Origin of the sequence: Comamonas nitrativorans, from assembly GCF_042654765.1 — a bacterium.
Taxonomy (GTDB): domain Bacteria; phylum Pseudomonadota; class Gammaproteobacteria; order Burkholderiales; family Burkholderiaceae_C; genus Comamonas; species Comamonas nitrativorans.
This window is the reverse complement of sequence record NZ_JBHSEW010000001.1, coordinates 296,807-321,536: the sequence shown is the minus strand read 5'-3', so window position 1 is coordinate 321,536 and position 24,730 is coordinate 296,807. Positions and strand designations below refer to the sequence as shown.

Below are 24,730 nucleotides of genomic sequence, written 5' to 3'. Positions count from 1 at the left end.
GCCTGACGGGCCGGGCTTGCCCCGGCTCTGGCTTACTGTGTGATCTGCACGTAGATTTCGCCGGGCTTGACCATGCCCAGCTCGCCCCGGGCCTGTTCCTCGATCATCTCGCTGCCTTCCTTGAGGTCCTGCACTTCCGAGTGCAGGCGGTCGACCTCTTGCTGCAACCCGGCATTGATCACCTGCTGGGCCTGGATTTGCGACTGCAGGGCCTGCGCCCGGGCCACGCTGCCTTCGCCCAGCCACAACTGGTTGTGGATCAGGGCCAGCAGCCCCAGCAGAACGAGGGTGACGATGCGTGCAACCATAAAAGCCGAATGGGTGGGTGAAAAAACAGGCTCGCCGGGAACCGGGAGCCTGTTTTAGAACCTGTTCACGATCTTTTCATGGTGCCCGTTGCCCCGCCAAGGCGGCAGATGCAAGGCGCAAACCGCAGACGCCCTGGTGGGGCGGCGAGGATTTGCAACGCAGCAGATGCTGTCTTGGCGGGGCAACCCTTCGGGCAAGGCAGCAAAAAACCGCACTCGTCGTTGCGCACCTTGCTCAGGCCACCAGCCTGAGCTGCGGCACGCGCCTGGATTGCGGCTTTTTGCTGCCTTGCGGGCACCATGAAAAGATCGTGAACAGGTTCTTACAGGGGCAGGATCAACGCAGGTTGTAGAACGCCGCGCGGCCCGGGTACTCGGCCACGTCGCCCAGGTCTTCCTCGATGCGCAGCAGCTGGTTGTACTTGGCGATGCGGTCGCTGCGGCTCATGGAGCCGGTCTTGATCTGCCCGGCGTTCAGGCCCACGGCGATGTCGGCAATGGTCGAATCCTCGGTTTCGCCCGAGCGGTGCGAGATCACGGCGGTGTAACCGGCGCGTTTGGCCATTTCGATGGCGGCAAAAGTCTCGGTCAGCGTGCCGATCTGGTTGATCTTGATGAGGATGGAGTTGGCAATGCGCTTGTCGATGCCTTCCTTCAGGATCTTGGTGTTGGTCACGAACAGGTCGTCGCCCACCAGCTGCACCTTGGTGCCCAGGCGCTCGGTGAGCAGCTTCCAGCCGTCCCAGTCGCCTTCGTGCATACCGTCTTCGATGCTGATGATGGGGTACTTGTCGCACCAGCCCGCCAGCATGTCGGTCCATTGCGCGGCCGTCAGAGTCATGTTGCCTTCACCGGCCAGCACGTACATGCCGTCCTTGTAGAACTCGCTGGCGGCGCAGTCCAGGCCCAGGGCGATTTGCTCGCCCGCCTTGTAACCGGCCTTCTCGATGGCTTCGAGGATGAGCTGGATGGCCGCTTCGTGGTTTTCCACGCTGGGAGCAAAGCCGCCTTCGTCGCCCACGGCGGTGCTCATACCCTTGTCGTGGATGATGGCCTTGAGTGCGTGGAAGGTTTCCGCGCCCCAGCGCAGGGCTTCGCGGAAGGTGGGGGCGCCCACGGGGATGATCATGAACTCCTGCAGATCCAGGCTGTTGTTGGCGTGGGCGCCGCCGTTGATGACGTTCATCATCGGCACCGGCAGCTGCACGCCGCCCATGCCGCCGAAGTAGCGGTACAGGGGCAGGCCGGCTTCCTCGGCCGCAGCGCGGGCCACGGCCATGGAGACGGCCAGCATGGCGTTGGCGCCCAGGCGCGATTTATTCTCGGTGCCGTCCAGCTCGATCATGGTCTTGTCGAGGAAGGCCTGTTCGGCGGCGTCCAGGCCGATGACGGACTGGGCGATCTCGCTGTTGATGTGCTCCACGGCCTTGAGCACGCCCTTGCCCAGGTAGCGGGCCTTGTCGCCGTCGCGCAGTTCGATGGCTTCGCGGCTGCCGGTGGAGGCGCCCGAAGGCACGGCGGCGCGGCCCATGACGCCGGACTCCAGCAGCACGTCGCATTCCACGGTGGGGTTGCCACGGCTGTCCAGCACTTCGCGGCCTACGATGTCAACAATTGCACTCATGAAGATTTCCTTTAAAAGAGGCTGGCATTACAAACGCAAACGGATGCCAGCGGCAGGGGTTTAAACGGTAAAACTGTTTTCCAGAAAACCGTGGCGTTTCGTCACGCGGTCGAGTTCGACCAGGGTGGACAGCAGCGCACGCATGTGCTTGAGCGGCACGGCGTTCGGCCCGTCCGACAGGGCGTTGCACGGGTCGGGGTGGGTTTCCATGAACAGGCCGGCCACGCCCACGGCCACGGCGGCACGCGAGAGCACGGGCACCATCTCGCGCATCCCGCCGCTGCTGGTGCCGTTGCCGCCGGGCAGCTGCACGCTGTGCGTGGCGTCGAAGACGACGGGCGCACCGCTTTCGCGCAGGATGGCCAGGCTGCGCATGTCGCTCACCAGGTTGTTGTAGCCAAAGCTGGCGCCGCGCTCGCAGGCCATGAAGTTGTCTTCGGGCAGGCCCGCTTCCCGGGCCGCAGCGCGGGCCTTGGCGATGACGTGCTGCATGTCGTGCGGGGCCAGGAACTGGCCCTTCTTGATGTTCACCGGCTTGCCCGACTGGGCGCAGGCGCGGATGAAGTCGGTCTGGCGGCACAGGAAGGCGGGCGTTTGCAACACATCGACCACGGCGGCCACGGGGGCGATTTCCGCCTCGGTGTGGATGTCGGTGAGCACGGGCACGCCCAGCTCTTTTTTCACCTTGGCGAGAATCTCCAGGCCCTTTTCCATGCCGGGGCCGCGAAAGCTGCTGCCGCTGGAGCGGTTGGCCTTGTCGAAGCTGCTTTTGAAGATGAAGGGAATGCCCAGGCCCGCGCAGGTTTCCTTGAGCTGCCCGGCCACGTCCATTTGCAGTTGCTCGGACTCGATCACGCAGGGGCCGGCGATCAGGAAGAAGGGGTGTTCCAGGCCGACGTTAAAACCGCAGAGTTGCATAGTATGGCTTCTTTAAAAAAATAGCTGCTACCGCTGGTGAAATAAGGATTTCCAATTCTTTTATATTGGAAATCCTTGTATGCCGCGTGGTAACAGCTCTTGTTTTTAATCCTTACCCCTGCTTGGCCGCCAGGGCCGCACGAATGAAGGCATTGAACAACGGGTGGCCGTTCCAGGGCGTGGACTTGAACTCGGGGTGGAACTGCACGCCGATGAACCAGGGGTGGACGCTGGCGGGCAGCTCCACGATCTCGGTGAGCTGCTCGCGCTGCGTCAGCGCCGAGATCACCAGCCCGGCCTCGCGCAGGCGATCGAGGTACTGCACGTTGGCCTCGTAGCGGTGGCGGTGGCGCTCGGTCACCACGTCGCCGTAGATGCTGTGCGCCAGTGTGCCTTTCTGCACGTCCGAGCTTTGCGCCCCCAGGCGCATGGTGCCGCCCAGGTCGGAATCGGCGCTGCGCGTGTAGACGTTGCCGTCGGCATCCTTCCACTCGGTGATCAGGGCGATCACCGGATGGGGCGTGCCGGGCTTGAACTCGGTGGAGTTGGCATCCGCCAGCCCGGCGACGTTGCGGGCGAACTCGATGGTCGCCACCTGCATCCCCAGGCAGATGCCCAGGTAGGGCACCTTGCGCTCGCGGGCAAAGCGGGCGGTGGCGATTTTTCCTTCCACGCCGCGCTCGCCAAAACCACCGGGCACCAGGATGGCGTCGTAGCCGCCCAGGGTCTGCGCGGCATTGGCGTCGGTGATGGTTTCGGAATCGACGTGGTCGATCTTCACGCGCACATGGCTTTGCATCCCGGCGTGCCTCAAAGCTTCGTTCACCGATTTGTAGGCGTCGGACAGCTCGACGTACTTGCCCACCATCGCCACGCGCACCTCGCCCTGGGGATGCTCGGTTTCGTGCACCAGATCGTCCCAGCGCTTCAGGTTGGCGGGCGGCGTGTTCAGGCGCAGCTTGTCGCAGACCATGCCGTCCAGCCCCTGCTCGTGCAGCATGCGCGGCACCTTGTAGATGGTGTCCACGTCCCACATGCTGATGACGCCCCATTCGGCCACGTTGGTGAACAGGGAGATTTTTGCCTTCTCGTCCGCCGGCACGCGGTGCTTGGCGCGGCACAGCAGGGCGTCGGGCTGGATGCCGATCTCGCGCAGCTTCTGCACCGTGTGCTGGGTGGGCTTGGTTTTCAGCTCGCCCGCCGTCTCGATGTAGGGCAAGTAGGTCAGGTGCACGAAGGCCGCGTTGTTCGGCCCCAGCTTCAGCGCCAACTGGCGCACGGCTTCGAGGAAAGGCAGCGATTCGATGTCGCCCACCGTGCCGCCCACTTCGCAGATGGCCACGTCCACCGCATCCGGCGTGCCCAGGCCCGCGCCGCGCTTGACGTACTCCTGGATCTCGTTGGTGATGTGCGGAATCACCTGCACCGTCTTGCCCAGGTAGTCGCCCCGGCGCTCCTTTTCCAGCACGCTCTGGTAGATGCGGCCCGTGGTGAAGTTGTTGGACTGTTTCATGCGCGTTTCGATGAAACGCTCGTAGTGGCCCAGGTCAAGGTCGGTTTCCGCGCCGTCGTCGGTGACGAAGACCTCGCCGTGCTGGATCGGACTCATGGTGCCCGGATCGACGTTGATGTAGGGGTCTAGCTTGATGAGGGTGACTTTCAGGCCACGCGACTCCAGCAGTGCAGCCAGCGAGGCGGAAGCGATGCCCTTGCCCAGGGAGGACACCACGCCGCCTGTGACGAAGACGAATTTGGTCATGTCGTTTTTAGGAAGCAGGAAACCGCGATTATACGAAGGGCCTTTGCAAATCTTCGGCCCCTGCGATCAATGCACCCCGGCGCTCTGCTAGCATTTGCCGATGCAAGAGCTTCAAGGCAAACACATCGTTTTAGGGCTGACTGGGGGCGTGGCCTGCTACAAGGCCGCGCAACTGTGCCGCCTGCTGACCAAGGCCGGTGCCAGCGTGCAGGTCGTCATGACCGAGGCGGCGCAGCAGTTCATCACCCCGGTGACCCTGCAGGCGCTGTCGGGCCGCCCGGTCTTCACCTCGCAATGGGATGCCCGGCCCGAGAACAACATGGCGCACATCAACCTGAGCCGCGAGGCCGACGCCATCGTCATCGCCCCGTGCAGCGCTGACTTTGCCGCCAGGCTGGCCCAGGGCCGTGCCGATGAGCTGCTAAGCCTGCTGTGCCTGGCCCGGCCGCACGGCAAGCCCCTGTTGCTGGCCCCGGCCATGAACCGCGAAATGTGGGCGCACCCGGCCACGCAGCGCAACTTCGCCCAGGCTGGCGCCGACGGCGCCCAGGTGCTGGATGTGGGCCAGGGCGAGCAAGCCTGCGGCGAGTGCGGCGATGGCCGGATGCTGGAACCGGAAGAGCTGCTGCAGGACATTGCCGCCAGCTTCGTGCCGAAACGGCTGGCCGGGCAGCAGGTGCTGATCACGGCTGGCCCCACGTTCGAGGCGCTCGACCCCGTGCGCGGGCTGACCAACCATTCCAGCGGCAAGATGGGCTTTGCCATTGCCGCTGCGGCGCGGGCGGCGGGGGCGCAGGTCACGCTGGTGGCCGGGCCGGTACATTTGCCGACGCCGCGCGGCGTGCGCCGCATCAACGTGCAATCGGCCCGCGACATGCTGGCGGCGGTGCAGGGCGCGGCAGATGCGGCATCCGTCTTCATCGCGGCGGCGGCGGTGGCGGACTGGCGGCCTGCCGAATTTGCCGCACAAAAAATCAAGAAGGACGGCAGCGGCCAGGTGCCCGGCCTGACGTTTGTGGAAAACCCGGACATTCTGGCCACCATCGCCGCCAGTGACCGCGCCCGCAGCGGCCAGCTTTATTGCGTCGGCTTTGCGGCAGAGAGCGACAACCTGCTGGCCCATGCCAGCGCCAAGCGCCTGCGCAAAAACGTGCCGCTGCTGGTCGGCAACATCGGCCCCGCCACTTTCGGGCAGGACGACAACACCCTGCTGCTGATCGACGACCAGGGCAGCAGTGCCTTGCCTCGCGCCAGCAAAACCGCGCTGGGCCACGCCCTGGTGGCGGAAATCGCCCGCCGCCTGCCGTCCGTGGGCGGCCAGCCTGCCACCTGAATTTTTTTGCCGTCGGGAGAGGGCCATGTCGAAAAAAACACCATCCGATCTGCGTCACCTGCCGCCGCCTGCGTTGACCGATTACAGCGGCCCGCCCGATGGGGACTATGTGCGTTACGTCGAGCGGCTCATGGCCTGGGCCGAACAGGAGCACGCCCGTACCGGCGGATTTGCGCTGTCCAACGTCACCAATACCACCGCCGCACCGAAAGCCGCTGCGCCCAAGGCCGCCGACATCGTGCGGCAGGTATCGGCCATGCTGGAGAAAAACGGCCCGGCTCAGCCCGGTGCCGGCAAAAAACGCCCGGCCGTAAAAACGGCGGCTCCGCGCCAAAAGGCTGCCGCCGCCAAGGCCTTGCAGCCTTCCAAGGCCGCGTCCTTTTTGTTTGGCCTGGCGCTTCTGGCCGCCTTCATCTTCAAGCCGGAATTCATCCCTCTGGCCATCGGGCTGTGGGTGGTGCTGGGCGTGCGCCGCGCCTTGCAGGCCGCCAAGGCCAAGTAAGCGGGCACTTGCGGGCACAATCCCTGCCCATGCAAGTTGATCTGAAAATTCTCGACGCGCGGCTGCGCGACACCCCTCCCACCTACGCCACTCCCGGCAGCGCGGGCCTCGATCTGCGGGCCTGCATCCAGGCCCCGCTGGTGCTGGAACCCGGCCAGTGGCAGCTCATCCCCACCGGCATGGCCATGCACCTGCGCAACCCCGGCTACGCGGCGCTGATCCTGCCGCGCTCCGGCCTGGGGCACAAGCACGGCATCGTGCTGGGCAACCTCGTCGGCCTGATCGACTCCGACTACCAGGGCGAGCTGATGGTCAGCGCCTGGAACCGCTCTGCCACCGCCTTCACCCTGGAGCCGATGGAGCGCCTGGCGCAACTGGTCATCGTGCCCGTGGTGCAGGCGCAGTTCAACGAAGTGCAGGACTTCTCCCATGCCAGCGAACGCGGCACGGGCGGGTACGGCTCCACCGGGAAGGCCTGATTTTTCCAGCCGGGCAATATTGCTTTCAAACCATGTTATTCAGTCTGGAAAACATCCAGGGGCGTGAACCCCTTGCGGATTATCCCTGGCGCCATGAAATAGACAGGCTGTTGCACTGGTCGAAAGGGAGGGGCACATCCCTTCAGGCATTTTGTTTCGATCTTGTCATGTCAGCGGCCTATATGGATGCCGCCTCTGGGGTCGAAAAATCGATTGAGCAATGCAATAACATCTCCGATAAATACAATGCCCACCTTGGATTTATCAATCTTTGCGCTCCATGCCATGTCCATCAATCCGTCTGGCAGTACCAGAAGGCGATAAAACCCCAGTCTGGCGCATTGGGCAAGCTGAGCAGCGAGGTGGTGCTAAGGTTTGTCCAGCAGCTTTACGACAAATTCACGGCTGTCAGTGTGGTGGGCGGCGTTGAATTTGTGGATGCGGTTCTGCACCATGCGTCGGGCGCGGTGATTCTGGCGGAGGTGAAATCGGCGCCATTATTGACCTATCCGTTCCTGTTTGCCTTGCCGGAAAGCAGCCTGCAAGGCCCGCACAGGAATGTCGTCATCACAAGCTCGCAGCTTCGGGAGTCTGAAGCGGGATTGTATTTACATGGCCCTGAAAAAATCATCCCTCTTGGCCGGGTAGGTGATAAATTGTGGCCATTTAAACCTTTGGTGGATTTTGTTATCGATCCTGCGAACACGGCTTTCATGAATGAGTGCGTTCAGTCCTGGAAGCAGGCGAAAATTGCTTATATAGAAAAAGACCGGAAAAATAAGACGTATTATTTGACCAACGCCTGTGGCCAACCTCCGGCCCTTGCCCGGGAACGGGATGCCTGGCCCGCCAAAGAATCCATTAGCGATGGTAAAACCAGTGCAGGCATGGACAGAACGGATGATATTAAAAAAGGTATTTACCAGGCGCTGAAAATCGGCACTCAGGCGCAAGAATGGGTCGAAGTGAAAACGGCGATTGTTTCCAATCTTCCCGCCTATCGGCATGGCGCTGAGTACGTCGCGCCGTTTCAGGGAATGTTGTGGGGCAGCGAAAACGATCTTCAGAACATTGCGGGCGTGCAGGCTTTGCCCCGGGAAAAAATGAGACGGGTTTTTGACTACCTTATCACCCTGGAAGATCCCGTATTGCGGGAGCTGGTGGTATGAGTTTACCGAACCATGAAACCAGAAAATACACCGGGATCGTTCTGGAAAGAATGAAGCACCTGCCCCCTGGCGGAAAAATGGGGGACTTGCCCGAACACCTGCAGCATGAGAGCTTTGTAAGAACGGGCGATAAAAAAACGGGCGGCCCCAATATGCGGCTGATTCGTCTGGAGCAGGACAAGCCCTCGCTGACGGTGACGGCTTATATTTTCAATAAATTCGTTCATCCCACAGAGAATCGGTATATCACTCCTCGGGAAGCGGCGGTTTTGCAGGAATTTCCGCTGGACTATGTGTTCATGGGCACGTTGGGGCAGGTGCAGAAGCAAATAGGCAATGCCGTGCCGGTGGGGTTGGCGTGTGCGCTGGCGCGGCAGGTGAAAAAATATTTGCAGCACCAGGGGATGTCCGGTTCGGTGCGTATCGCATCTTATTTTTCTGGAGCCGGGGGACTGGATCTGGGGTTTGAGCAGGCCTCCGGCGAGGGGATGGATTTTGAAACCTGTTTTTCCACGGACATAGAGCCTTGGGTGGAAGCAACCATCCAGCAAAATAGAAAATCCTGGAACTTTCACCGTGCGGATATTGTAGAACTGTCGCCAGCAACTGTGCGCATGTTCATGCATGGAACGCCTGATGTCATCATCGGCGGTCCCCCGTGTCAGCCTTTCAGTGTGGCAGGAAAACAAAAGGCAACCCAGGATCCATTGGGTATTTTGTACCGTGACTATATTCGGCATGTAGAAGATTTGCAGCCAAAAATTGTGGTCATGGAAAATGTCTATGGCTTGGCGCAGGTCAAGAGCGCAAATATGATTGAAGAGATTTATAAATCATTTCAAGCCATCGGCTACCAAGTGATGCACCAGGAGTTGATGGCCGCTGATTATGGAGTGCCGCAAAAAAGACGCCGTTTGTTTTTTGTGGCTGCCAGAAATCTGGAAGGTTTTGAATATCCGACACCGACGCACAGCGCTACGGAAAACCTGCTTGGCTTGCCGTTGTACCGAGGGGCCGGTGCTGCTTTGTGCGCCTTGCCGGCACCTGCGTACCGCGATTAAGGAGCCGGAGGGAGCATGTGCGGGATTTTGTCTCGCCCGGCCTTGAAAACACAGGCGCTGTCGTTATCTGGGCAACAACTATTTTTGTTTGTTGTAAAGGAAGCATTCCATGCGTATCGACAAGCTCACCACCAAATTTCAGGAAGCCCTGTCGGATGCCCAGACGCTGGCCCTGGGTAACGATCACGCCTACATCGACCCGCTGCATCTGCTGGCTGCCATGCTGCGCCAAAGCGATGGCCCCAAGGCCCTGCTGCAACGTGCCGGGGTCAATGCAACGGCGCTGGCTACAGCGGTGGAAAACGCCATGAAGCAACTGCCCCAGGTGCAGGGGCACGACCAGGTGCAGGTCGGCCCGGACCTGGGCAAGCTGCTGCAGGCGACCGAAAAAGAAGCCTTGCAGCGCGGCGATCAGTTCATTGCCAGCGAGCTGTTTTTGCTGGCCCTGGCCGACAGCGACACCAAGGCTGCCAAGCTGGCCAAGGAGCACGGCCTGACCCGCAAGGCCATGGAGGCGGCCATCAACGCCGTGCGCGGCGGCCAGACCATGGACAGCGCCGAGGGCGAGAGCCAGCGCGATGCCTTGAAAAAATACACCCTCGACCTGACCGAACGCGCCCGCCAGGGCAAGCTCGACCCGGTGATTGGCCGCGACGATGAAATCCGCCGCGCCATCCAGGTGCTGCAGCGGCGCAGCAAGAACAACCCGGTGCTGATCGGCGAGCCGGGCGTGGGCAAGACCGCCATCGTCGAGGGGCTGGCCCAGCGCATTCTGGAGGGCGAAGTGCCCGAATCGCTCAAGAACAAGCGCGTGCTGTCGCTGGACATGGCCGGCCTGCTGGCCGGGGCCAAGTACCGGGGCGAGTTCGAGGAGCGCCTGAAAGCCGTGCTCAATGACTTGGCCAAGGAAGAAGGCCGGGTGATTCTGTTCATCGACGAGATCCACACCATGGTCGGCGCAGGCAAGGCCGAGGGCGCGATGGATGCGGGCAACATGCTCAAGCCCGCCCTGGCGCGTGGCGAGCTGCACTGCATCGGTGCCACCACGCTGGACGAGTACCGCCAGTACATCGAGAAGGATGCGGCGCTGGAGCGGCGCTTTCAGAAAGTGCTGGTGCAGGAGCCATCGGTGGAAGACACCATCGCCATCCTGCGCGGCCTGCAGGTGCGCTATGAAGCGCACCACGGCGTGGACATTACCGACCCGGCCATCGTTGCGGCCGCCGAACTGAGCCACCGCTACATCACCGACCGCTTTCTGCCCGACAAGGCCATCGACCTGATCGACGAGGCCGCCGCCAAGATCAAGATCGAGATCGACTCCAAGCCCGAAGTCATGGATCGCCTGGAGCGGCGCATGATCCAGCTCAAGATCGAGCGCGAGGCGATGAAGAAGGAAACCGATGAGGCTTCGCAAAAACGCCTGGGTCTGATCGAGGACGAGCTGCAAAAGCTGGAGCGTGAATACGCCGACCTGGAAGAAGTCTGGAAAGCCGAGAAGGCCAGCGCTCAGGGCAGTGAGCAACTGCGCAAGGACATCGACCAGGTGCGCCTGCAGATCACCGAACTGCAACGCAAGGGCGACCTGGCCAAAGTGGCCGAACTGCAATACGGCAAGCTGCCCGAGCTGGAAAAACGCCTGAAAGCCGCGCAAGCCAGCGAAGAGGGGGAGGCCGTGACGCACAAGTTGCTGCGCACCCAGGTGGGCGCAGAGGAAATCGCCGAAGTCGTCAGCCGCGCCACCGGCATTCCCGTAGCGAAGATGATGCAGGGCGAAAAGGAAAAGCTGCTGTTCATGGAAGACAAGCTGCACCAGCGCGTGGTCGGGCAGGACGAGGCGATTTCCGCCGTCGCCAACGCCATCCGCCGTTCGCGTTCCGGCCTGTCCGATCCGAACCGGCCTTTGGGCAGCTTTTTGTTCCTCGGCCCCACGGGGGTGGGCAAGACCGAGCTGTGCAAGGCGCTGGCCGGTTTCCTGTTCGACAGCGAAGATCACCTGCTGCGCGTGGACATGAGTGAATTCATGGAAAAGCATAGCGTGGCCCGCTTGATTGGTGCGCCTCCCGGCTATGTCGGCTATGAAGAAGGCGGCTACCTGACCGAGGCCGTGCGCCGCAAACCGTATTCCGTGCTGCTGCTCGACGAAGTGGAAAAAGCCCATCCGGACGTGTTCAACGTGCTGTTGCAGGTGCTGGACGATGGCCGCCTGACCGACGGCCAGGGGCGCACCGTGGACTTCAAGAACACGGTCATCGTCATGACCAGCAATATCGGCTCGCACATGATCCAGGCCATGGTCGGCCAGGATGCGCAGGACATCAAGGATGCCGTCTGGGATGAGCTGAAAACCCACTTCCGCCCCGAATTCCTGAACCGCATCGACGAGACGGTGGTGTTCCACGGTCTGGACGCCCAGCACATCCGCGCCATTGCCGACATCCAGTTGCAGCACCTGCGTGCCCGGCTGGAGAAAATGGATTTGTACCTGCAGGTGTCCGACCAGGCGATGGACGAGCTGGCCAAGGTCGGCTTCGATCCGGTGTTCGGCGCCCGGCCCTTGAAGCGGGCCATCCAGCAGCGCATCGAGAATCCGCTCTCGCGCCTGCTGCTGGAGGGTAAATTCCCGCCCAAGAGCGTGATTGCCGTGGGTGTCGATCCGGTGAACCACCCAGGGGTATTTGAATTCGCGCAGACTGTCGCGGTAGACCGCTAGAAAGGAAGCCCTTGTGAACGCATTTCTCTCAGATCTCAGCCGTTTTGTCGTGCGCGTGGTGCTGCTTCTGGCCGGCGTGGTATTTTTCATGAGCGTGCTGGCTGCAGGCGTCATCCTGGCCATGGTCTGGGGTGTGCGGGCACTGTGGGCCAGACTGACGGGGCGGCCTGTCATGCCCTGGGTCATGCCGACCCGGGCTGCGGCCACCTGGTCGAACATGCGGCAAAAGGCCGGTGGTTTTGCCGCGCAAACGCGCCAGGCACCGCCCAGCAAGCGCGGCGGCGTGCTGCCCCAGGTGGCCGTGGACGTCACCGACGTGCAGGCGCGTGAGGTGCCGTAAAGGCGCCGATTCCCTCTTTACGCCCCTGGCGCCCCCATCCCTGGATCTTTTGATACAGGGATTTTTTTTGCTCTTTTTGCCTTGATTTCTATATCCTGAGAGCGCTCTAAGCTATCAAAAAAAAATACTGCCTGCATTAGCATATCCATCGCCCCAGGGCAAGAAATGGCGAACAGCCGTACTTCACTTTATGGCTTCCTACACCAGAAACTGGCAAAAAAAATCAATTCTCAGACAATCGCGTACTTTCGTTTTCCCCTACATCGTTTTTAGTTTGCTCCCATGTCCACCCACTACCAGGTTCGCCCCGCTACGCTTCGTGATGCCAAGGCCATTGCGCAAATCCATTCCGCTGCTGCTTTGGAGGCCTACCGTGGCATCGTGCCGGATGACCAGCTCAAAGCCATGTCCTCGGTAGAAAAGCGCCAGGCCTACTGGCGCGAGGCCATCGAGTTCTGCGAACCCCAGGTGCAGGTGGCCGTCGATGGCGACAAGATCGTCGGCTTTGTCGGCTTCGACCGTTCGCGCGACCCCAAATCGCGCCAGACCACGGGCGAAATCTGGGCCATCTACGCCACCCCCACGCACTGGAACAAGGGCGTCGGCATCACCCTGTGGGATGCCGCCCGCGAAGGCTTGCTCGAAGAAGGCTGCACCAACGTCACCGCCTGGGTGCCGCTGCGCAACGAACGCGCCCTGCGCTTTCATGAAATGGCCGGGTTCAAGCGCGAAATGTCTACCGCCAAGACCGCCCAGGTCGGCCCCATCAAGATCGAAGAAGTGCGCCTGCAGCGTCCGCTGAACGGCTAAACGGCTTATCTGACAACCGCCATGCTGCAATGGGAATACCAGGGCCAGCCGCAGCAAGCGGTCTGGCACAGCGAAGCTGGCCGGGCCAGCCCTCCGCGCCTGCAGGTGGCGGATGACCGTATCGCCGCCGACACTGCCTACAGCCTGATCTGCGAAGGCACCGCCCTGCTCTGGCAGGGCGATTTTTTTAATGCCCGCCATTTGCTGGATGCCTTGAAGCGCCGCCTGGACGCCCCTGCACGCAGCCGCAAGAAAGCCGCTGCACCGGCGCCCGCCACCATCGCCACGACGCCGGCCCAGGCGTTTCACCAGCAGCGCCAGATGCAGGCGCGGCGGGCGCACATCCTGGGCAGCGTGCTGATTCCCTTGACGGCCGATTACCGTATCCCTCTGCGCCGCGCCCCGGATGTGCAGCTTGCCTGCACGCAAGCCTGGGGGCCAGCGCAGGCCGACGGCCCTGCCCGCGTGATAGCGCTGCGCGAGTTGCAAGGCATCGTCAGCGCCTACGAATGGCGCAAGAACGGCGTGGACATCCCCGCCCTCAAAACCCTGGGCGGCTACGACCGCATCCACCCGCATTACGGCGTGTTCTCCCCCGTGCGCGGGGAATACGTCGATCTGGTGGCCCAGGCCCCCCTGCCTGCCGCAGCGACCCAACGCGACGGCGTGGCCTGGGACATTGGCACCGGCACCGGCGTTCTGAGCGCCGTACTGGCCCGTCGGGGCGCGGCCTGGGTGGTGGCTACCGACACCGCTGCGCGGGCGCTGGCCTGTGCGCAGGACAACGTCCAGCGCCTGGGCGTGGCCGCGCAAGTCCAGCTGCTCAATGCCGATTTGTTCCCGCCCGGTCAGGCCGACCTCATCGTCTGCAACCCGCCCTGGCTGCCGGTACGGGCCACGACCAGCCTGGAGCAAGCCGTGTACGACCCCGACAGCCGGATGCTGCGCGGCTTCCTCGATGGGCTGGCCGCCCGCCTGCGCCCGGGGGGCGAAGGCTGGCTCATCCTGTCCGACCTTGCCGAACACCTGGGCCTGCGCAGCCGTGCCGATCTGCTGGTCTGGTTCGATGCAGCAGGGCTGGCCGTGGCAGGCCGTCTGGACACCCGTCCGCGCCACCCCAAGGCCCAGGATCGGCAGAACCCGCTGCATACAGCGCGGGCCGCCGAAGTCACCTCCCTGTGGCGGCTGGTGGTGGCGCGGTAGTGCCAGCAAGTTGAACCCGCTTCGCAGCAATGTTTCAGGCAGGCTGCGGCGGCGCGTCGAGCAAAGCGCCCAGTTTTTCGCGCAGCGCTGCGGCCCGCTCTTCGCCGGCATGGGTTTGCACGGCATCCAGCAGGGATAGCCCGGCGTGGCGCAGCGTGGCCAGATCGCGTGCCTCGCGCAGTTGGGTGCGCAGGGATTGCGCCAGCGCCTCATGGCGGTTGGCAAACAGGCGTTCGCACAGGTCGAACAAATACATGCGGGTGCCTGCCGTCGACAGGCCGTCAGTAGGTACTTCCGGATAAGCCGCAGGGGCAGGATGCGTTGCTGTTGATGCCGCCGCATGGTCCGTCAGTTGCAGATACCCTTGCTCCACCAACTCCTGGGCGACTGCGGCATGATCGCCGCCCAGCAGTCCGTGCAGCTCCTCCAAGGTCTTGCCGCCAGCGAGCAGCAGCACGGTTCGTGCCCGCTGGGGCAGTCTTCGTGAACCGGGCTGGAGTTCATCCAGGGCTTTGGCAGTTTTTTGCAAAATCATGGAATGTGCGAGCGGCAACAGCAAGCGTGGAAATAGCTGCTATTGCAAGCGGTGAATATGACAAAGGTGTGAATGGGCAATGCAACTGCTACTCGCCCCCATGGAGGGCTTGCTCGATTTCGTGCTGCGTGACGTGCTCACCCGCATTGGCGGGGCGGATCGCTGCGTTTCCGAATTCATCCGCATCAGCGGCACGCTGCTGCCCGAACGCGTCTTTCTGCGCTTCATGCCCGAGCTGGCCAATGGCAGCCGCACCCTGGCGGGCGTGCCGGTGCGGGCGCAATTGCTGGGTTCCGACCCGGTGAGCGTGGCCGAGAACGCCGCCTTCCTCGCCACCCTGGGGCCGGAGGGTATCGACCTGAACTTCGGCTGCCCGGCCAGAACCGTGAACCGCCATGGCGGCGGCGCTTCCATGTTGCAGGACCCGGAGAGCATTGCCCGCCTGGTGGCCGCCGTGCGCCGCGCCGTGCCGGGGCATCTGCCCGTCTCTGCCAAGATGCGCCTGGGCTTCGACGACCGGGGCCGGATGCGCGAATGCGCCCAGGCCATGGTGGAAAGCGGCGCGTGCGAGCTGGTCGTCCACGCCCGCACCAAGGCCGATGGCTACCGTCCGCCTGCGTACTGGGAGCAGATCCCGCTGATCCGCGAGGCCGTCGGCCCGCACATCCCCATCATTGCCAATGGCGAAATCTGGAGCGTGCAGGACGCCTTGCGCTGCCGCGAGCAATCGGGCTGCGCCGACCTGATGCTGGGCCGGGGCAGCGTCGCCGACCCCGGCCTGGCCCTGGCCATCCGCGCTGCCCTGGCGCAGGGCGTGCCTTTTGTTGATACGTTTGCCGATGCCGTTCCAGCCACTTTGCCGCCGCTACTGCCCTGGGCGCAGATGCTGCCCCACATGCAGCGGTTTTGGGTGCTGGTGTGCGAGCACCTCACCCCCAACCAGCGCGGCGGGCGCCTGAAGCAATGGCTCAACCTGCTGCGCCGCCGCTACCCCGAAGCCGAAACGGCCTACCAGCAGGTGCGCATCCTGACCGACCAGAACGCCATCAGCCAATGGCTGGAGCAGCAATTAGCCGCGCACGCACCGGGCCAGCACGCGTAGGTCCGGCCCCACCTGGGCCACATCGTGCAGTTGCAGCGCCACGCCTTGGCTCAGCTGCTCCAGCGGCCCCAGCGCGGCAATGCCCCGGCAGCCCAGGCCCAGCAGTTGCGGCGCCAGGTAGAGCAGCAGCTCGTCCACCAGCCCCTGGGCCAGCAATGCGCCGTTCAGGATGGCGCCTGCCTCCACGTGCAGCTCATTGATCTGGCGCTGCGCCAGATCACGCACCATGGCCGCCAGATCGACCTGCCCCTGGGTGTTGGGGAGTTGAATAACTGTAGTGCCTAGCGCTTGCAATGCTTCAATCTTGGGTTGATTTGTGCTTGAAGTGTAGATAATACAAGCGCTCGCAGCTCTTAAAACCTTGGCATCGAGTGGAATGCGCAACCGGCTATCGACCACCACCACCTGCGGCTGGCGCGGCGTGGCTACGGCGCGGACGTTCAGTTGCGGGTCATCGGCCAGCACGGTGCCGATGCCGGTCAGCACCGCACAGGCGCGTGCCCGCCAGTGGTGGCCATCGTCGCGGGCAGCGGGGCTGGTAATCCACTGACTCAGGCCATTGCCCAAGGCCGTAGCCCCGTCCAGCGAAGCAGCGGCCTTTAGCCGCACCCAGGGCAGGCCCCGTTGCATCCGGTGGAAAAAGCCGATGTTCAGTTCATGCGCCTCTGTCGCCCCTGGCCCCACCTGCACCGCCACCCCGGCAGCACGCAGCCGGGCAAAACCCTGGCCCGCCACCAGCGGGTTGGGGTCGGTCATCGCGCCCACCACCTGTTGCACGCCGGCGGCAATCAAGGCATCGCAACATGGCCCCGTGCGCCCGTGGTGGGCGCATGGCTCCAGCGTCACGTAGGCGGTGGCCCCTTCGGTGCTGTGCCCCTGCGCCGCCGCATCGCGCAGCGCCATCACCTCGGCGTGCGGGCCGCCGGCCTGCTGGGTAAAGCCCCGGCCAATCACGCGCCCTTGCGCATCCACCAGCACACAGCCCACGCGCGGATTGGGATTGGATAAAAAAAGCGCCTGGGCGGCCAGCCCAAGCGCTTCTTGCATATATATGGCATGGTCAGTCATGCCGTGAATGCTAGAGCATTATCAATGCGTGCTACGCCGCTCAAGATTGCGTAACAGCTTGCACACTGAACTGCAATCCCATTGCCTGCAGCACCTTCATGATGGTGTCAAAGCGCGGTTGGGATGTGGGACGCAGGGCCTTGTACAGCGCCTCTCGCGTCAGGCCGCTGGCGCGGGCCACCTCTGTCATTCCACGGGCGCGGGCAATGGTTCCCAGTGCGTGGGTCAGTTCAGCGGCATCGTTTTCTTCCAGAACGATGCTGAGGTATTCGGCAATAGCCTGGTCACTGTCCAGATGTTCGGCCATATCGAACTCAGGCAGATCGGCGACGTTCATCTTCTTGGTCATGCTCATACTCCTTCGATACCAAAGAACTCACGCATCTCATATACGCCTTCTCCCACGGGCTGCACATCCCCCAGAAGACCGCGTTGCACCTTTTCCAGCCATCGTGCAAGGCGGCGGCGTGTCATGCCGTCACGCAGGCTGGACAGCCAGTTGGAAAACTCCGGCAGTTGCTTGACTGTGTACATGGTGCAAAAGTAATCGTTTGTTCACAATTTTGCAATTGGATCAAGGTGGTTTGCGGTTAAGGATGCTCTGCACGAATCACTTGTGAACGTGCCACGCCCGCCTGACAGGTAAAACCAGCCTCGACCAAGTCGCCAAGCTCAGTTCAAGCGCGTATCGAGCGTAATTCCCCCGGTTTGGCGGGCATTACGCCCCTTGCACGCGCACCTGTCCCAGGGCCTGCAACTTGTGCCTGACCATCCACAGGTTGCTCAGCGCAAACAGCGTGACGATCTGCGCCGTGTTCTTCTTCAGGCCGCGGTAGCGCACCTTCACATACCCGAACTGCTGCTTGATTATTCGAAACGGGTGTTCCACCTTGGCCCGGATGCTCGCCTTGATCTTCTCGTGCTGCTCGATCAACGCATCTACGGGCTTGTCCTTGTCCAGCGCCTGGCGCACGCTTCGTTTCATGGCCACATGCCAGCGCACCTCCTTCTTGGCGTCGCTGCGTTTGTCTACTCCCTGATAGCCCGCATCGCCGAAGGCGTCTGTCTCCTGCCCGTGCAGCAGGCTGTTGGCTTCAACCACATCGCTCACGTTGCCGCTGGTGCCCCGCACCGTGTGCACCAGGCCCGAGTCCGCATCCACCCCGATGTGCGCCTTCATGCCGAAGTACCACTGGTTGCCCTTCTTGCTTTGGTGCATCTCGGGGTCACGCTCGTGACTTTGGTTTTTGGTTGAACTGGGCGCAGCAATCAGCGTGGCATCCACTACGGTGCCTGCCTTGAGTTGCAACCCCTTGGCTTGCAGTAGCGCATTCACGGTGGCCAGGATCTGATCGGCCAGCTTGTGGCGCTCCAGCATGTGACGAAAGCGCAGGATGCTCGATTCACTGGGGATCTGTGCGTCCCAGTGGGACAGGCCTGCAAAGTCCCGAAAGGCTGGCACGTCGTGCAAGGCTTCTTCCATGGCGGGGTCACTGAGTTTGAACCACTGCTGCATGAAGTGGATGCGCAGCAGCGTGCTCACTGCAAATGGCTGCTGGCCCCGGCGCCCACTCTCGGGTGCGTAGGGCTCTATCAGCGAGACCAGCTCAGCCCAAGGCACCACCAGCTCCATGGCATCGAGAAATTCGCGCTTGCGGGTGCGTTTGGTGGTGTTGCTCAGGCCCAGGCTGCTTTGCTTCATGCTTGTATTGTCTGGGCTTCAGGCATGGTCAAGCACATCGCAGACGGATTCGTGCAGAGCATCCTTAACTGGCATTGGTCTTGGATAAAAAAAGCGCCTGGGCGGCCAGCCCAAGCGCTTCCTGCATATACATGGCATGGTCAGTCATGCCCTGGATGCTAGAGCATTATTGGCCCCAGCATTCGGCCTTCTTGCCGGAGACACTGACATCCTTCGCACCTGTATTGGTCAGGGTGAAATTGCCGCATTTATCACCGGATTGCGCTCCTTTCGGGGTGGCGGTCAGTGTGTAGCTGCTGCGGTCGTTTGCGGTATTGATGCTAACGGTATAGCGATCACCTTCCACAGTTTTTAAGTTGTCAGGGAAACTTGTGGTAGCTGGGTAAGCTCCTGTTGCCGTGGCAGCCCGTTCCATCCACTGTGCCGCCTGCAGCAGCGCCGCCTTGGCGCTGGCGCGGTGGCCCTTGCGCACATATTCGGTGTAGCTGGGGTAGGCGATGGAACTCAGGATGCCGACGATCGCCACGACGATCATGACTTCGATCAGGGTGAAGCCCTTTTGTGAAGGGCGAGTAGGGATATGGCGTTGTGTATGCACAAAAGACCTTTTATCTATAAATAGAAAGAATATCTGCTTTATTGCAATTGCCGCCAGTTGGGGCGCATGGATTGTTCTGGAATGGGGGCCAGGGCTTCGCTACCGCCCCCTGTTTTGTCCAGACCACCTTGTAAATTGGCCATCAGAAGCGGGGAGCCTTTGGGAACCTTTTTGCCGATAACATTTTTATCTAGCGCATTGAATATGCCATCTCCGTTGTAATCCACAATCTGGAAGGCAGGGGCTGTGCCATCCATGATGTTAATAAAGGAACGCATTTGCACACCCTCTGCCGCCAATACAGTGGCGGGGGAGCAGCTTTCATTTACGCCCTGGTTTTCTGCGCTGCGTGTTCCGTCCGGTAACTCAGAATACACAGCCAAAATATTTGTACCGGCGTAAAACTGCATGGGTTTGAGTAGGCGCTCACCTGTATCGGGAAAATCGACATACCAGCCTTTGTAGTTTTTCCAGGTGGTTTTATTCAACTCGTCCACCACCGTTAGTGTGCGGTGACTGTCATCATTTTCTAGATATTGAAGTTTACGCTTGGCCAAGGGGGCACCGTCCTCAGCTAGTGTGCCTATGGCTGCTGGGGGCAGCACGCAGGCGGTGGCTGAGGTGGTGGTGCAGCCCGCAGTACCAGCATGGATTTTCAGTTGACCGTTCTCACGGGTATAGCTGGTGGTGTCGATGATGGAGTACAGGGTTTGTACGTTTTGCTGTACATCGGTGGCGCGGTCATTGGCCGTCAAGTTGCGGCCTGTGCCAAAGGCCACGACCAAACCGCCAATAGCTCTGGTTTTTGTACCCCCGCCATCGACTTGCACGGTCATATTCCGGTTGTTGGCCCGCACGATGGGCGCTGCGGTAATGGGCTGTACCTGGTTGCGCTCACCGTTCAGGGCTACTGGGCCTCTGGCGGTGAACAGGGGGGTGTTGATACCAAAGGCCACGTTCCATTTGGTCGGATCGCTGTCGAGTAGATCAAACTTCCATATATTGCCCAGGTTGTCACCGGCATAAACTATATCGGGCGTACCGTTGCCGTCCAAATCTACCAGGGTGGGGGCGCTCAAGCCATTATCTGCGGCATGGCCTGTGCCTTTGGTATGGTTGGTGGCCTGGATGCGTTGCAGTGATTTATCACCATCCAGGTATTGGATGAGCAATACCGGACGCTGATTTTCGCTGTTGTAGCCATTGCCTAGGATGGCGGCCCAGCGGCCATTATTTAAATGGGCAATTTGTGTGGTTTGCTGCAAGTTGCTGGGATTGCGGGCGGGCTGGGCGGTAATGTTGCCAAGATCAGCTAGGTCGCCAGAGATGGTTTCATTATTGGCCCGTGTTTTGTCCAGCATGACCAGAGTGCTGGCTGCGCTGGCGTTAAAACCCGCAGCACTGGGGTCGGTCACATCCAGCACAAAATAGCCTTTGCCACCTGCGCCCATGGTGCCGACCAGCACGGTGCGCCAGTCGGTGGCACTACTGCCGACTTTGATGTCGCCAGTCATGGGTGAGCCATCGACATAGTATTTATGATCGTAATTGAAGTCTGGGTGTGTCAGATGCTTCAAATTAGCGAATGCGCCACGGGGCACGTAGGCGATTTTCTCGGTGCCGTCCAAGGCCGAGAAACCGTGCAGCATTCCATCGTTTCCGCCTACGTACAGCATGGGAGTACGGTTGACATTGGCTTTGGCAAAACTGGTATAGCCTGACAGGCCAAAGTTGCTGATTGGACCACCGGTGTACCAGATTTCAGAATTGACAATATCGCCCTGGCGGCTGATGCGTTTGCGGTAGGGTTTGTCGGTGCTGACGTTGGTGCCGCTCTCCAGTGAGTGGTCGCCCCGGATGTAGTTGAGGATGTTTTCCGCCCTGTTTTCCACGGTCAGGCCGGTATCGCCACTGGATTTACCTAGCAGGGCTTTTTGCGCAGCGCTCATATAGGTGGTGTTATCCGTATCCCACAGAAATTGGGCGCCTGCTGCATTTTCGTCATTCCAGCTCAGAATCAAGCGGCCAGCGCTGGTTTTTACTGCATCGTTGCTCAGGGCATCCAGGCGCTCGGCGGTGGTTTTGTCCTCCCAACCATCGACGGGGCTGGGAAAACGCACGCAGGTTCCAGGTGCGGCTCCTGTACCCTCTTCATCGGGGGCGACTTCCTGGCCCTCCTCTCGTTCTATGAATTCGTCTTCATGTACGCCGCAGGTCACTTCTTCCGGAGTGACGGCTGCGGCCGATTGCACCCAGCCGCGCCAGGCATCTTCGGGGCTGTAGCCTGCGACAAAGATACCGGCATTGTTTTCCGCCACGCTATAGCCGCTGGCTGCGCTACCTACATTAACCGCCGGGGGCAGGGGGGCGTTTTCTTCATTGATTTTTCCGATAATGGAACGGAAGGCTTTTTCCAAGTCTTCGCCTTTGGTTACAGGATAAAAACGTCCTCGGCCGTTAATGGCAGCATGCCACAAGTCAAGAGAGCGCACTTCTTTCCCAGCGGCTTCGTTACCAGTATTTGAACGATTCATTTTCGGCCAAGTTTCCCAGCCTGTCACTAAATCAATAAATCCCTTGTCGTAGCCTACATAGCCCCCTTTATCCGTATCGGAGGTGGCTGCTGCAAGTGTTGGTATTTGAATATTAGATGCGCCTGGCCATGTCGTTGCCGAATCACTGAAACCGATGGTATAAGTAACCATATGAGGCCAGGTGGCGGGGTTGTATTTAGGATTCCAATATTTTTCTAGGTCGACGGTCTTAGTTTCTGATTTTTCAGGATGTGAAGTCCATCCTCCAGTGCATTGATTTTCATACTCCCGACAATTTCCATTATTTCTCCATCTAACACAAACCTGACTGTAGCTGTTGCAAGTCTCATAGGCTGGTGTAACAACCCTTGTTTGGGTAAATGTTTCGGTGCCTGGTGCATCTTGGTATTCTTGGGCGGGTTTGAGTTGGTCTGTGTGTTGCAAACCCGATGTTTGCAATGGCTCCATCCAACTTTTGAAGGCCCAATCGGCCAGGGTGCTTTCCTCGTCGTCTCGGTATATTTGGGTCTGATCAGAGGAGGTGCTATAGGCTTTGCGCTGGCGCTCTCCTGTGCCATAGGCTTCCCAGTCTTTTCCATCTTGCTGGTTACCCGTTGCCGTTCCAGTCCAACGGCCATCGGTCATCATGATGTGGTAATTGCGGCGGCAGCCCAAGTATTCAGTGCTTTTTGTGCCAGTGCCGCCTGGATCGGTAGACCATGGCCCATTGGGACTAAGATCGCGGCGCATATAGGCATCCGCTTGGGAAAACATCGTATGGGATGGTGTGCCACTATTTGAGGAAAGATTATCCACAAATTTCAAAAAATTTGCTCGGTGGGTTGTTGTAGTGATGGTTGGATTTCTACCACCTGAACTGGTAGTTATCTCCGCGTCAATAGGTCGCATAGAATTGATTTTCATAGTGGCACTATTAACGTTTTTTTCATCACTCGTTACATCACCATTGGCGTGCATGACCTGCCATGCCAAACGAATCTTTCCGGTTGCTATCAAATCATCATCTTTAAACACTTGTTGTAAAGAGTGTTTCAATACATTCATACGCCTGCTGGTACTGGGCCAAACTCCATTTACGGGTTTTTTTTCGTCAGTGGCTCCAGTAGCATTTTCTTGATCCAAGCGGTAGTTCATACTCCCCGAATCATCTACAGAGATGATGATGTTAGGCGGTACATAGGTAGAGCTGGCCTTGGGAATAGGTGGCTCTTGCACCAAGTTTAAAGCCTGAGCACTGTGCGGCAAAAATAAAGTCGCTGCGGCCAGGCCGAGTATTTTTTTCTCAAAATGCCGAGGGATATTATTTTTATGGATTTTTGACATGGTGCGCTCCTTTTTTAATGAAGAGGTGGCAAGAATAGTTTGATGCGAGATTAAATATCGTCACCATCACCGCTGTGGTAACGGCGGATATAGACCTGTTGCAATATCACTTGGGTATTGGGTTTCAGTCCCCTAGCCATAGCAGTAACGCGGTAGGCTACGCGCTCTTGCCCCAGTACGGGTAGCCAGAGGTTTTTGTTGCTCCCTTCACCCAGTATTTCCACACCGCCGCCGGTGTCGTCCACATAGGGCAGGATTTCAATCCAGTACCAAGCATTGGTGGTTTCTTGCACTTTGATCGGGTCGGCATGGTTCACCCAGTTCAGGAGAGGGTTAGTGTGTTCACCTCTTTCTGCTTTGGTATATTCACCGTAGCGTGCCCCAATGCCTTTGGCTGCCAGGTCATTCAGGTCTGCTGCTGTCCATGGCTCTATTGTTGTGCCGCTGACGGTTCTGTTTGTACGGCGCATACATAGCCCGTTTTTACATTGGGTGGATTCGTTGTCTAGTTCAGCCAGCAGTGTTTCACGTTCAGAGACAGTAGTTGGGAGTTTTTTTGGGTTGGTGGTCGCATCGGCATAAATCATGGCTTTGCGGCAGGTGGTGCAAACGGTGCCATCGGCGTTTTCATTGCGGATATCTAGTTCGGCATCTTGCAGCATGGCTTGTGCCGCTTCAAAGGCACGTTGATAATCTGCATCATTACCCACAACCATTTCATTAAAAATAGAGGTGCGAGATGCCCATAATGCCAACAGCATGGAGAGCATGACAAAGACGATGACAATAAACAGGGCAATGCCGTGTTGTCGTTGGCTTGCGTGCATGGTGGTGTTATGTTTGTTCATCATTACAGTTCACCCTGGGGACGCAGTTGGAAAACATTGCGAAATACCAGGTGCATACGGCTGGCGCGTTCACCCGTCAGCTCAGTTATATCTACTGCACGAGGCTTGCCATCATTATCAAAATCACAGCCTGCGTAGCTGGTGCCTGCGGGCAGGTCAATGCGCTCGGTGCCATAAAGCACTAGACATATTTCAATGCCCTGGATTTGATCGCTGGCATTCGGGCTATCGGTATAGGTGATATTGGTTTCGCCTGTAGCGCCATTTTTCTGCACCAGATAGCGTATTTTGAAGTCTGCCACCTGATTGATGATGGGCTGCCCTTCACAACGCAAAGAATTGGTTGCAGCGTGTAAAGCAAAACTGTTGCTGATGGGGGTGTTAGCGGTATTTGGGGTTGGGGTGTTGCCTAGGCAGTTTCTGGAAAGACTGCTGCCATCAGAGCTAAAATAGGTCGTCAGGCTGGTGTTGTTGGAGTTGGTGGTAATGATGTTGCCTTCTCTTTTCAGGAAAACAACAGAGTTTTCTTGCCCAGGCGGATTCATTTCTAAATACAAAGAGCCGGCTTGGCGTGTATGCTGTCCAATGACGCGCATGGCGTAAGCAGCTTGTTGCTGAAGCCCGCTGGAGTCCCTGACGCTCCCTGATACGCCGCGTGATGCTAAGAGTGCGACAGAGGCTACACCAATGACCAGTAGGCCAACGGATAGACCTACCAGTAATTCAATCAGCGTTAAACCTTTCTGGTCGGGAAGGGGTTTTTTTATATGTTGCATAGTA

Annotated in this window: 23 protein-coding genes; 10 read left to right on the top strand and 13 right to left on the bottom strand. The window is 59.9% G+C overall.

Annotation, left to right across the window (positions count from 1 at the left end; all coding sequences use genetic code 11):
• Positions 1-32 precede the first annotated feature (32 nt).
• The 4 genes from ACFO3A_RS01575 to ACFO3A_RS01560 all read right to left on the bottom strand — a co-directional run bounded on the left by ACFO3A_RS01575 (position 33) and on the right by ACFO3A_RS01560 (position 4,609).
• Positions 33-308, bottom strand: a complete 276-nt coding sequence (locus ACFO3A_RS01575; RefSeq protein WP_377723352.1) for a septum formation initiator family protein — start codon at positions 306-308, stop codon at positions 33-35.
• Between the two features lie 337 nt (positions 309-645).
• Positions 646-1,932 carry a phosphopyruvate hydratase gene (eno, locus tag ACFO3A_RS01570; protein WP_377723351.1) on the bottom strand — a complete coding sequence of 429 codons (1,287 nt, stop codon included), beginning with the start codon at positions 1,930-1,932 and terminating at the stop codon, positions 646-648.
• Positions 1,933-1,992: 60 nt separating this feature from the next.
• Positions 1,993-2,850: a 3-deoxy-8-phosphooctulonate synthase gene (gene kdsA, locus ACFO3A_RS01565; RefSeq protein WP_377723349.1), complete on the bottom strand. Its 858-nt coding sequence runs from the start codon at positions 2,848-2,850 to the stop codon at positions 1,993-1,995.
• 112 nt (positions 2,851-2,962) lie between these two features.
• Positions 2,963-4,609 (bottom strand): CTP synthase, encoded by a 1,647-nt coding sequence (locus ACFO3A_RS01560; protein ID WP_377723348.1) that lies wholly within the window; start codon positions 4,607-4,609, stop codon positions 2,963-2,965.
• Positions 4,610-4,709: 100 nt separating this feature from the next.
• Between ACFO3A_RS01560 and coaBC the strand changes: the two genes are divergently transcribed.
• The 9 genes from coaBC to ACFO3A_RS01515 all read left to right on the top strand — a co-directional run bounded on the left by coaBC (position 4,710) and on the right by ACFO3A_RS01515 (position 14,219).
• Positions 4,710-5,942 carry a bifunctional phosphopantothenoylcysteine decarboxylase/phosphopantothenate--cysteine ligase CoaBC gene (gene coaBC / locus ACFO3A_RS01555; RefSeq protein WP_377723346.1) on the top strand — a complete coding sequence of 411 codons (1,233 nt, stop codon included), beginning with the start codon at positions 4,710-4,712 and terminating at the stop codon, positions 5,940-5,942.
• 25 nt (positions 5,943-5,967) lie between these two features.
• Positions 5,968-6,444, top strand: coding sequence for a hypothetical protein (locus ACFO3A_RS01550; protein ID WP_377723345.1), 477 nt, complete (start codon positions 5,968-5,970; stop codon positions 6,442-6,444).
• A gap of 29 nt (positions 6,445-6,473) precedes the next feature.
• On the top strand, positions 6,474-6,923 hold the full coding sequence (dut, locus tag ACFO3A_RS01545; protein ID WP_377723344.1) for a dUTP diphosphatase: 450 nt from the start codon (positions 6,474-6,476) through the stop codon (positions 6,921-6,923).
• 32 nt (positions 6,924-6,955) lie between these two features.
• Positions 6,956-8,092, top strand: a complete 1,137-nt coding sequence (locus ACFO3A_RS01540; RefSeq protein ID WP_377723342.1) for a hypothetical protein — start codon at positions 6,956-6,958, stop codon at positions 8,090-8,092.
• The gene (locus ACFO3A_RS01535; protein WP_377723340.1) at positions 8,089-9,153 is read left to right on the top strand and encodes a DNA (cytosine-5-)-methyltransferase; all 1,065 of its coding nucleotides are present in this window, start codon (positions 8,089-8,091) and stop codon (positions 9,151-9,153) included. The genes ACFO3A_RS01540 and ACFO3A_RS01535 overlap by 4 nt, the downstream gene beginning before the upstream one ends.
• A gap of 109 nt (positions 9,154-9,262) precedes the next feature.
• Entirely contained in the window at positions 9,263-11,866 is a 2,604-nt protein-coding gene (clpB, locus tag ACFO3A_RS01530) for an ATP-dependent chaperone ClpB (RefSeq protein WP_377723338.1), read from the top strand.
• 13 nt (positions 11,867-11,879) lie between these two features.
• Positions 11,880-12,206 carry a hypothetical protein gene (locus tag ACFO3A_RS01525; protein WP_377723336.1) on the top strand — a complete coding sequence of 109 codons (327 nt, stop codon included), beginning with the start codon at positions 11,880-11,882 and terminating at the stop codon, positions 12,204-12,206.
• A gap of 282 nt (positions 12,207-12,488) precedes the next feature.
• Complete coding sequence (locus ACFO3A_RS01520; RefSeq protein ID WP_377723334.1) at positions 12,489-13,016, top strand: GNAT family N-acetyltransferase; 528 nt, start codon at positions 12,489-12,491, stop codon at positions 13,014-13,016.
• Positions 13,017-13,037: 21 nt separating this feature from the next.
• Positions 13,038-14,219, top strand: coding sequence for a methyltransferase (locus tag ACFO3A_RS01515; RefSeq protein ID WP_377723333.1), 1,182 nt, complete (start codon positions 13,038-13,040; stop codon positions 14,217-14,219).
• A gap of 34 nt (positions 14,220-14,253) precedes the next feature.
• Here ACFO3A_RS01515 and ACFO3A_RS01510 read toward each other — a convergent pair whose 3' ends face one another.
• Entirely contained in the window at positions 14,254-14,754 is a 501-nt protein-coding gene (locus ACFO3A_RS01510; protein ID WP_377723332.1) for a hypothetical protein, read from the bottom strand.
• Between the two features lie 79 nt (positions 14,755-14,833).
• On the opposite strand from ACFO3A_RS01510, the gene ACFO3A_RS01505 reads away from it, so the two are divergent.
• Positions 14,834-15,856: a tRNA dihydrouridine synthase gene (locus ACFO3A_RS01505; RefSeq protein ID WP_377723330.1), complete on the top strand. Its 1,023-nt coding sequence runs from the start codon at positions 14,834-14,836 to the stop codon at positions 15,854-15,856.
• Here the strand turns inward: ACFO3A_RS01505 and ribD are convergent.
• The 8 genes from ribD to ACFO3A_RS01465 all read right to left on the bottom strand — a co-directional run bounded on the left by ribD (position 15,824) and on the right by ACFO3A_RS01465 (position 24,726).
• Positions 15,824-16,924 carry a bifunctional diaminohydroxyphosphoribosylaminopyrimidine deaminase/5-amino-6-(5-phosphoribosylamino)uracil reductase RibD gene (gene ribD / locus ACFO3A_RS01500; protein WP_377723328.1) on the bottom strand — a complete coding sequence of 367 codons (1,101 nt, stop codon included), beginning with the start codon at positions 16,922-16,924 and terminating at the stop codon, positions 15,824-15,826. The genes ACFO3A_RS01505 and ribD overlap by 33 nt on opposite strands.
• A gap of 40 nt (positions 16,925-16,964) precedes the next feature.
• Positions 16,965-17,273: an addiction module antidote protein gene (locus tag ACFO3A_RS01495; RefSeq protein ID WP_377723326.1), complete on the bottom strand. Its 309-nt coding sequence runs from the start codon at positions 17,271-17,273 to the stop codon at positions 16,965-16,967.
• A gap of 2 nt (positions 17,274-17,275) precedes the next feature.
• Positions 17,276-17,458 carry a hypothetical protein gene (locus ACFO3A_RS01490; protein WP_377723324.1) on the bottom strand — a complete coding sequence of 61 codons (183 nt, stop codon included), beginning with the start codon at positions 17,456-17,458 and terminating at the stop codon, positions 17,276-17,278.
• Between the two features lie 184 nt (positions 17,459-17,642).
• Positions 17,643-18,626: an IS5 family transposase gene (locus ACFO3A_RS01485; RefSeq protein ID WP_377723322.1), complete on the bottom strand. Its 984-nt coding sequence runs from the start codon at positions 18,624-18,626 to the stop codon at positions 17,643-17,645.
• Positions 18,627-18,792: 166 nt separating this feature from the next.
• The gene (locus ACFO3A_RS01480; protein WP_377723320.1) at positions 18,793-19,224 is read right to left on the bottom strand and encodes a type IV pilin protein; all 432 of its coding nucleotides are present in this window, start codon (positions 19,222-19,224) and stop codon (positions 18,793-18,795) included.
• A gap of 38 nt (positions 19,225-19,262) precedes the next feature.
• Positions 19,263-23,102: a pilus assembly protein gene (locus tag ACFO3A_RS01475; RefSeq protein WP_377723319.1), complete on the bottom strand. Its 3,840-nt coding sequence runs from the start codon at positions 23,100-23,102 to the stop codon at positions 19,263-19,265.
• A gap of 50 nt (positions 23,103-23,152) precedes the next feature.
• Complete coding sequence (locus ACFO3A_RS01470) at positions 23,153-23,953, bottom strand: pilus assembly PilX family protein (protein ID WP_377723317.1); 801 nt, start codon at positions 23,951-23,953, stop codon at positions 23,153-23,155.
• Positions 23,953-24,726, bottom strand: coding sequence for a PilW family protein (locus tag ACFO3A_RS01465; RefSeq protein ID WP_377723315.1), 774 nt, complete (start codon positions 24,724-24,726; stop codon positions 23,953-23,955). The genes ACFO3A_RS01470 and ACFO3A_RS01465 overlap by 1 nt, the downstream gene beginning before the upstream one ends.
• Positions 24,727-24,730: the final 4 nt, after the last annotated feature.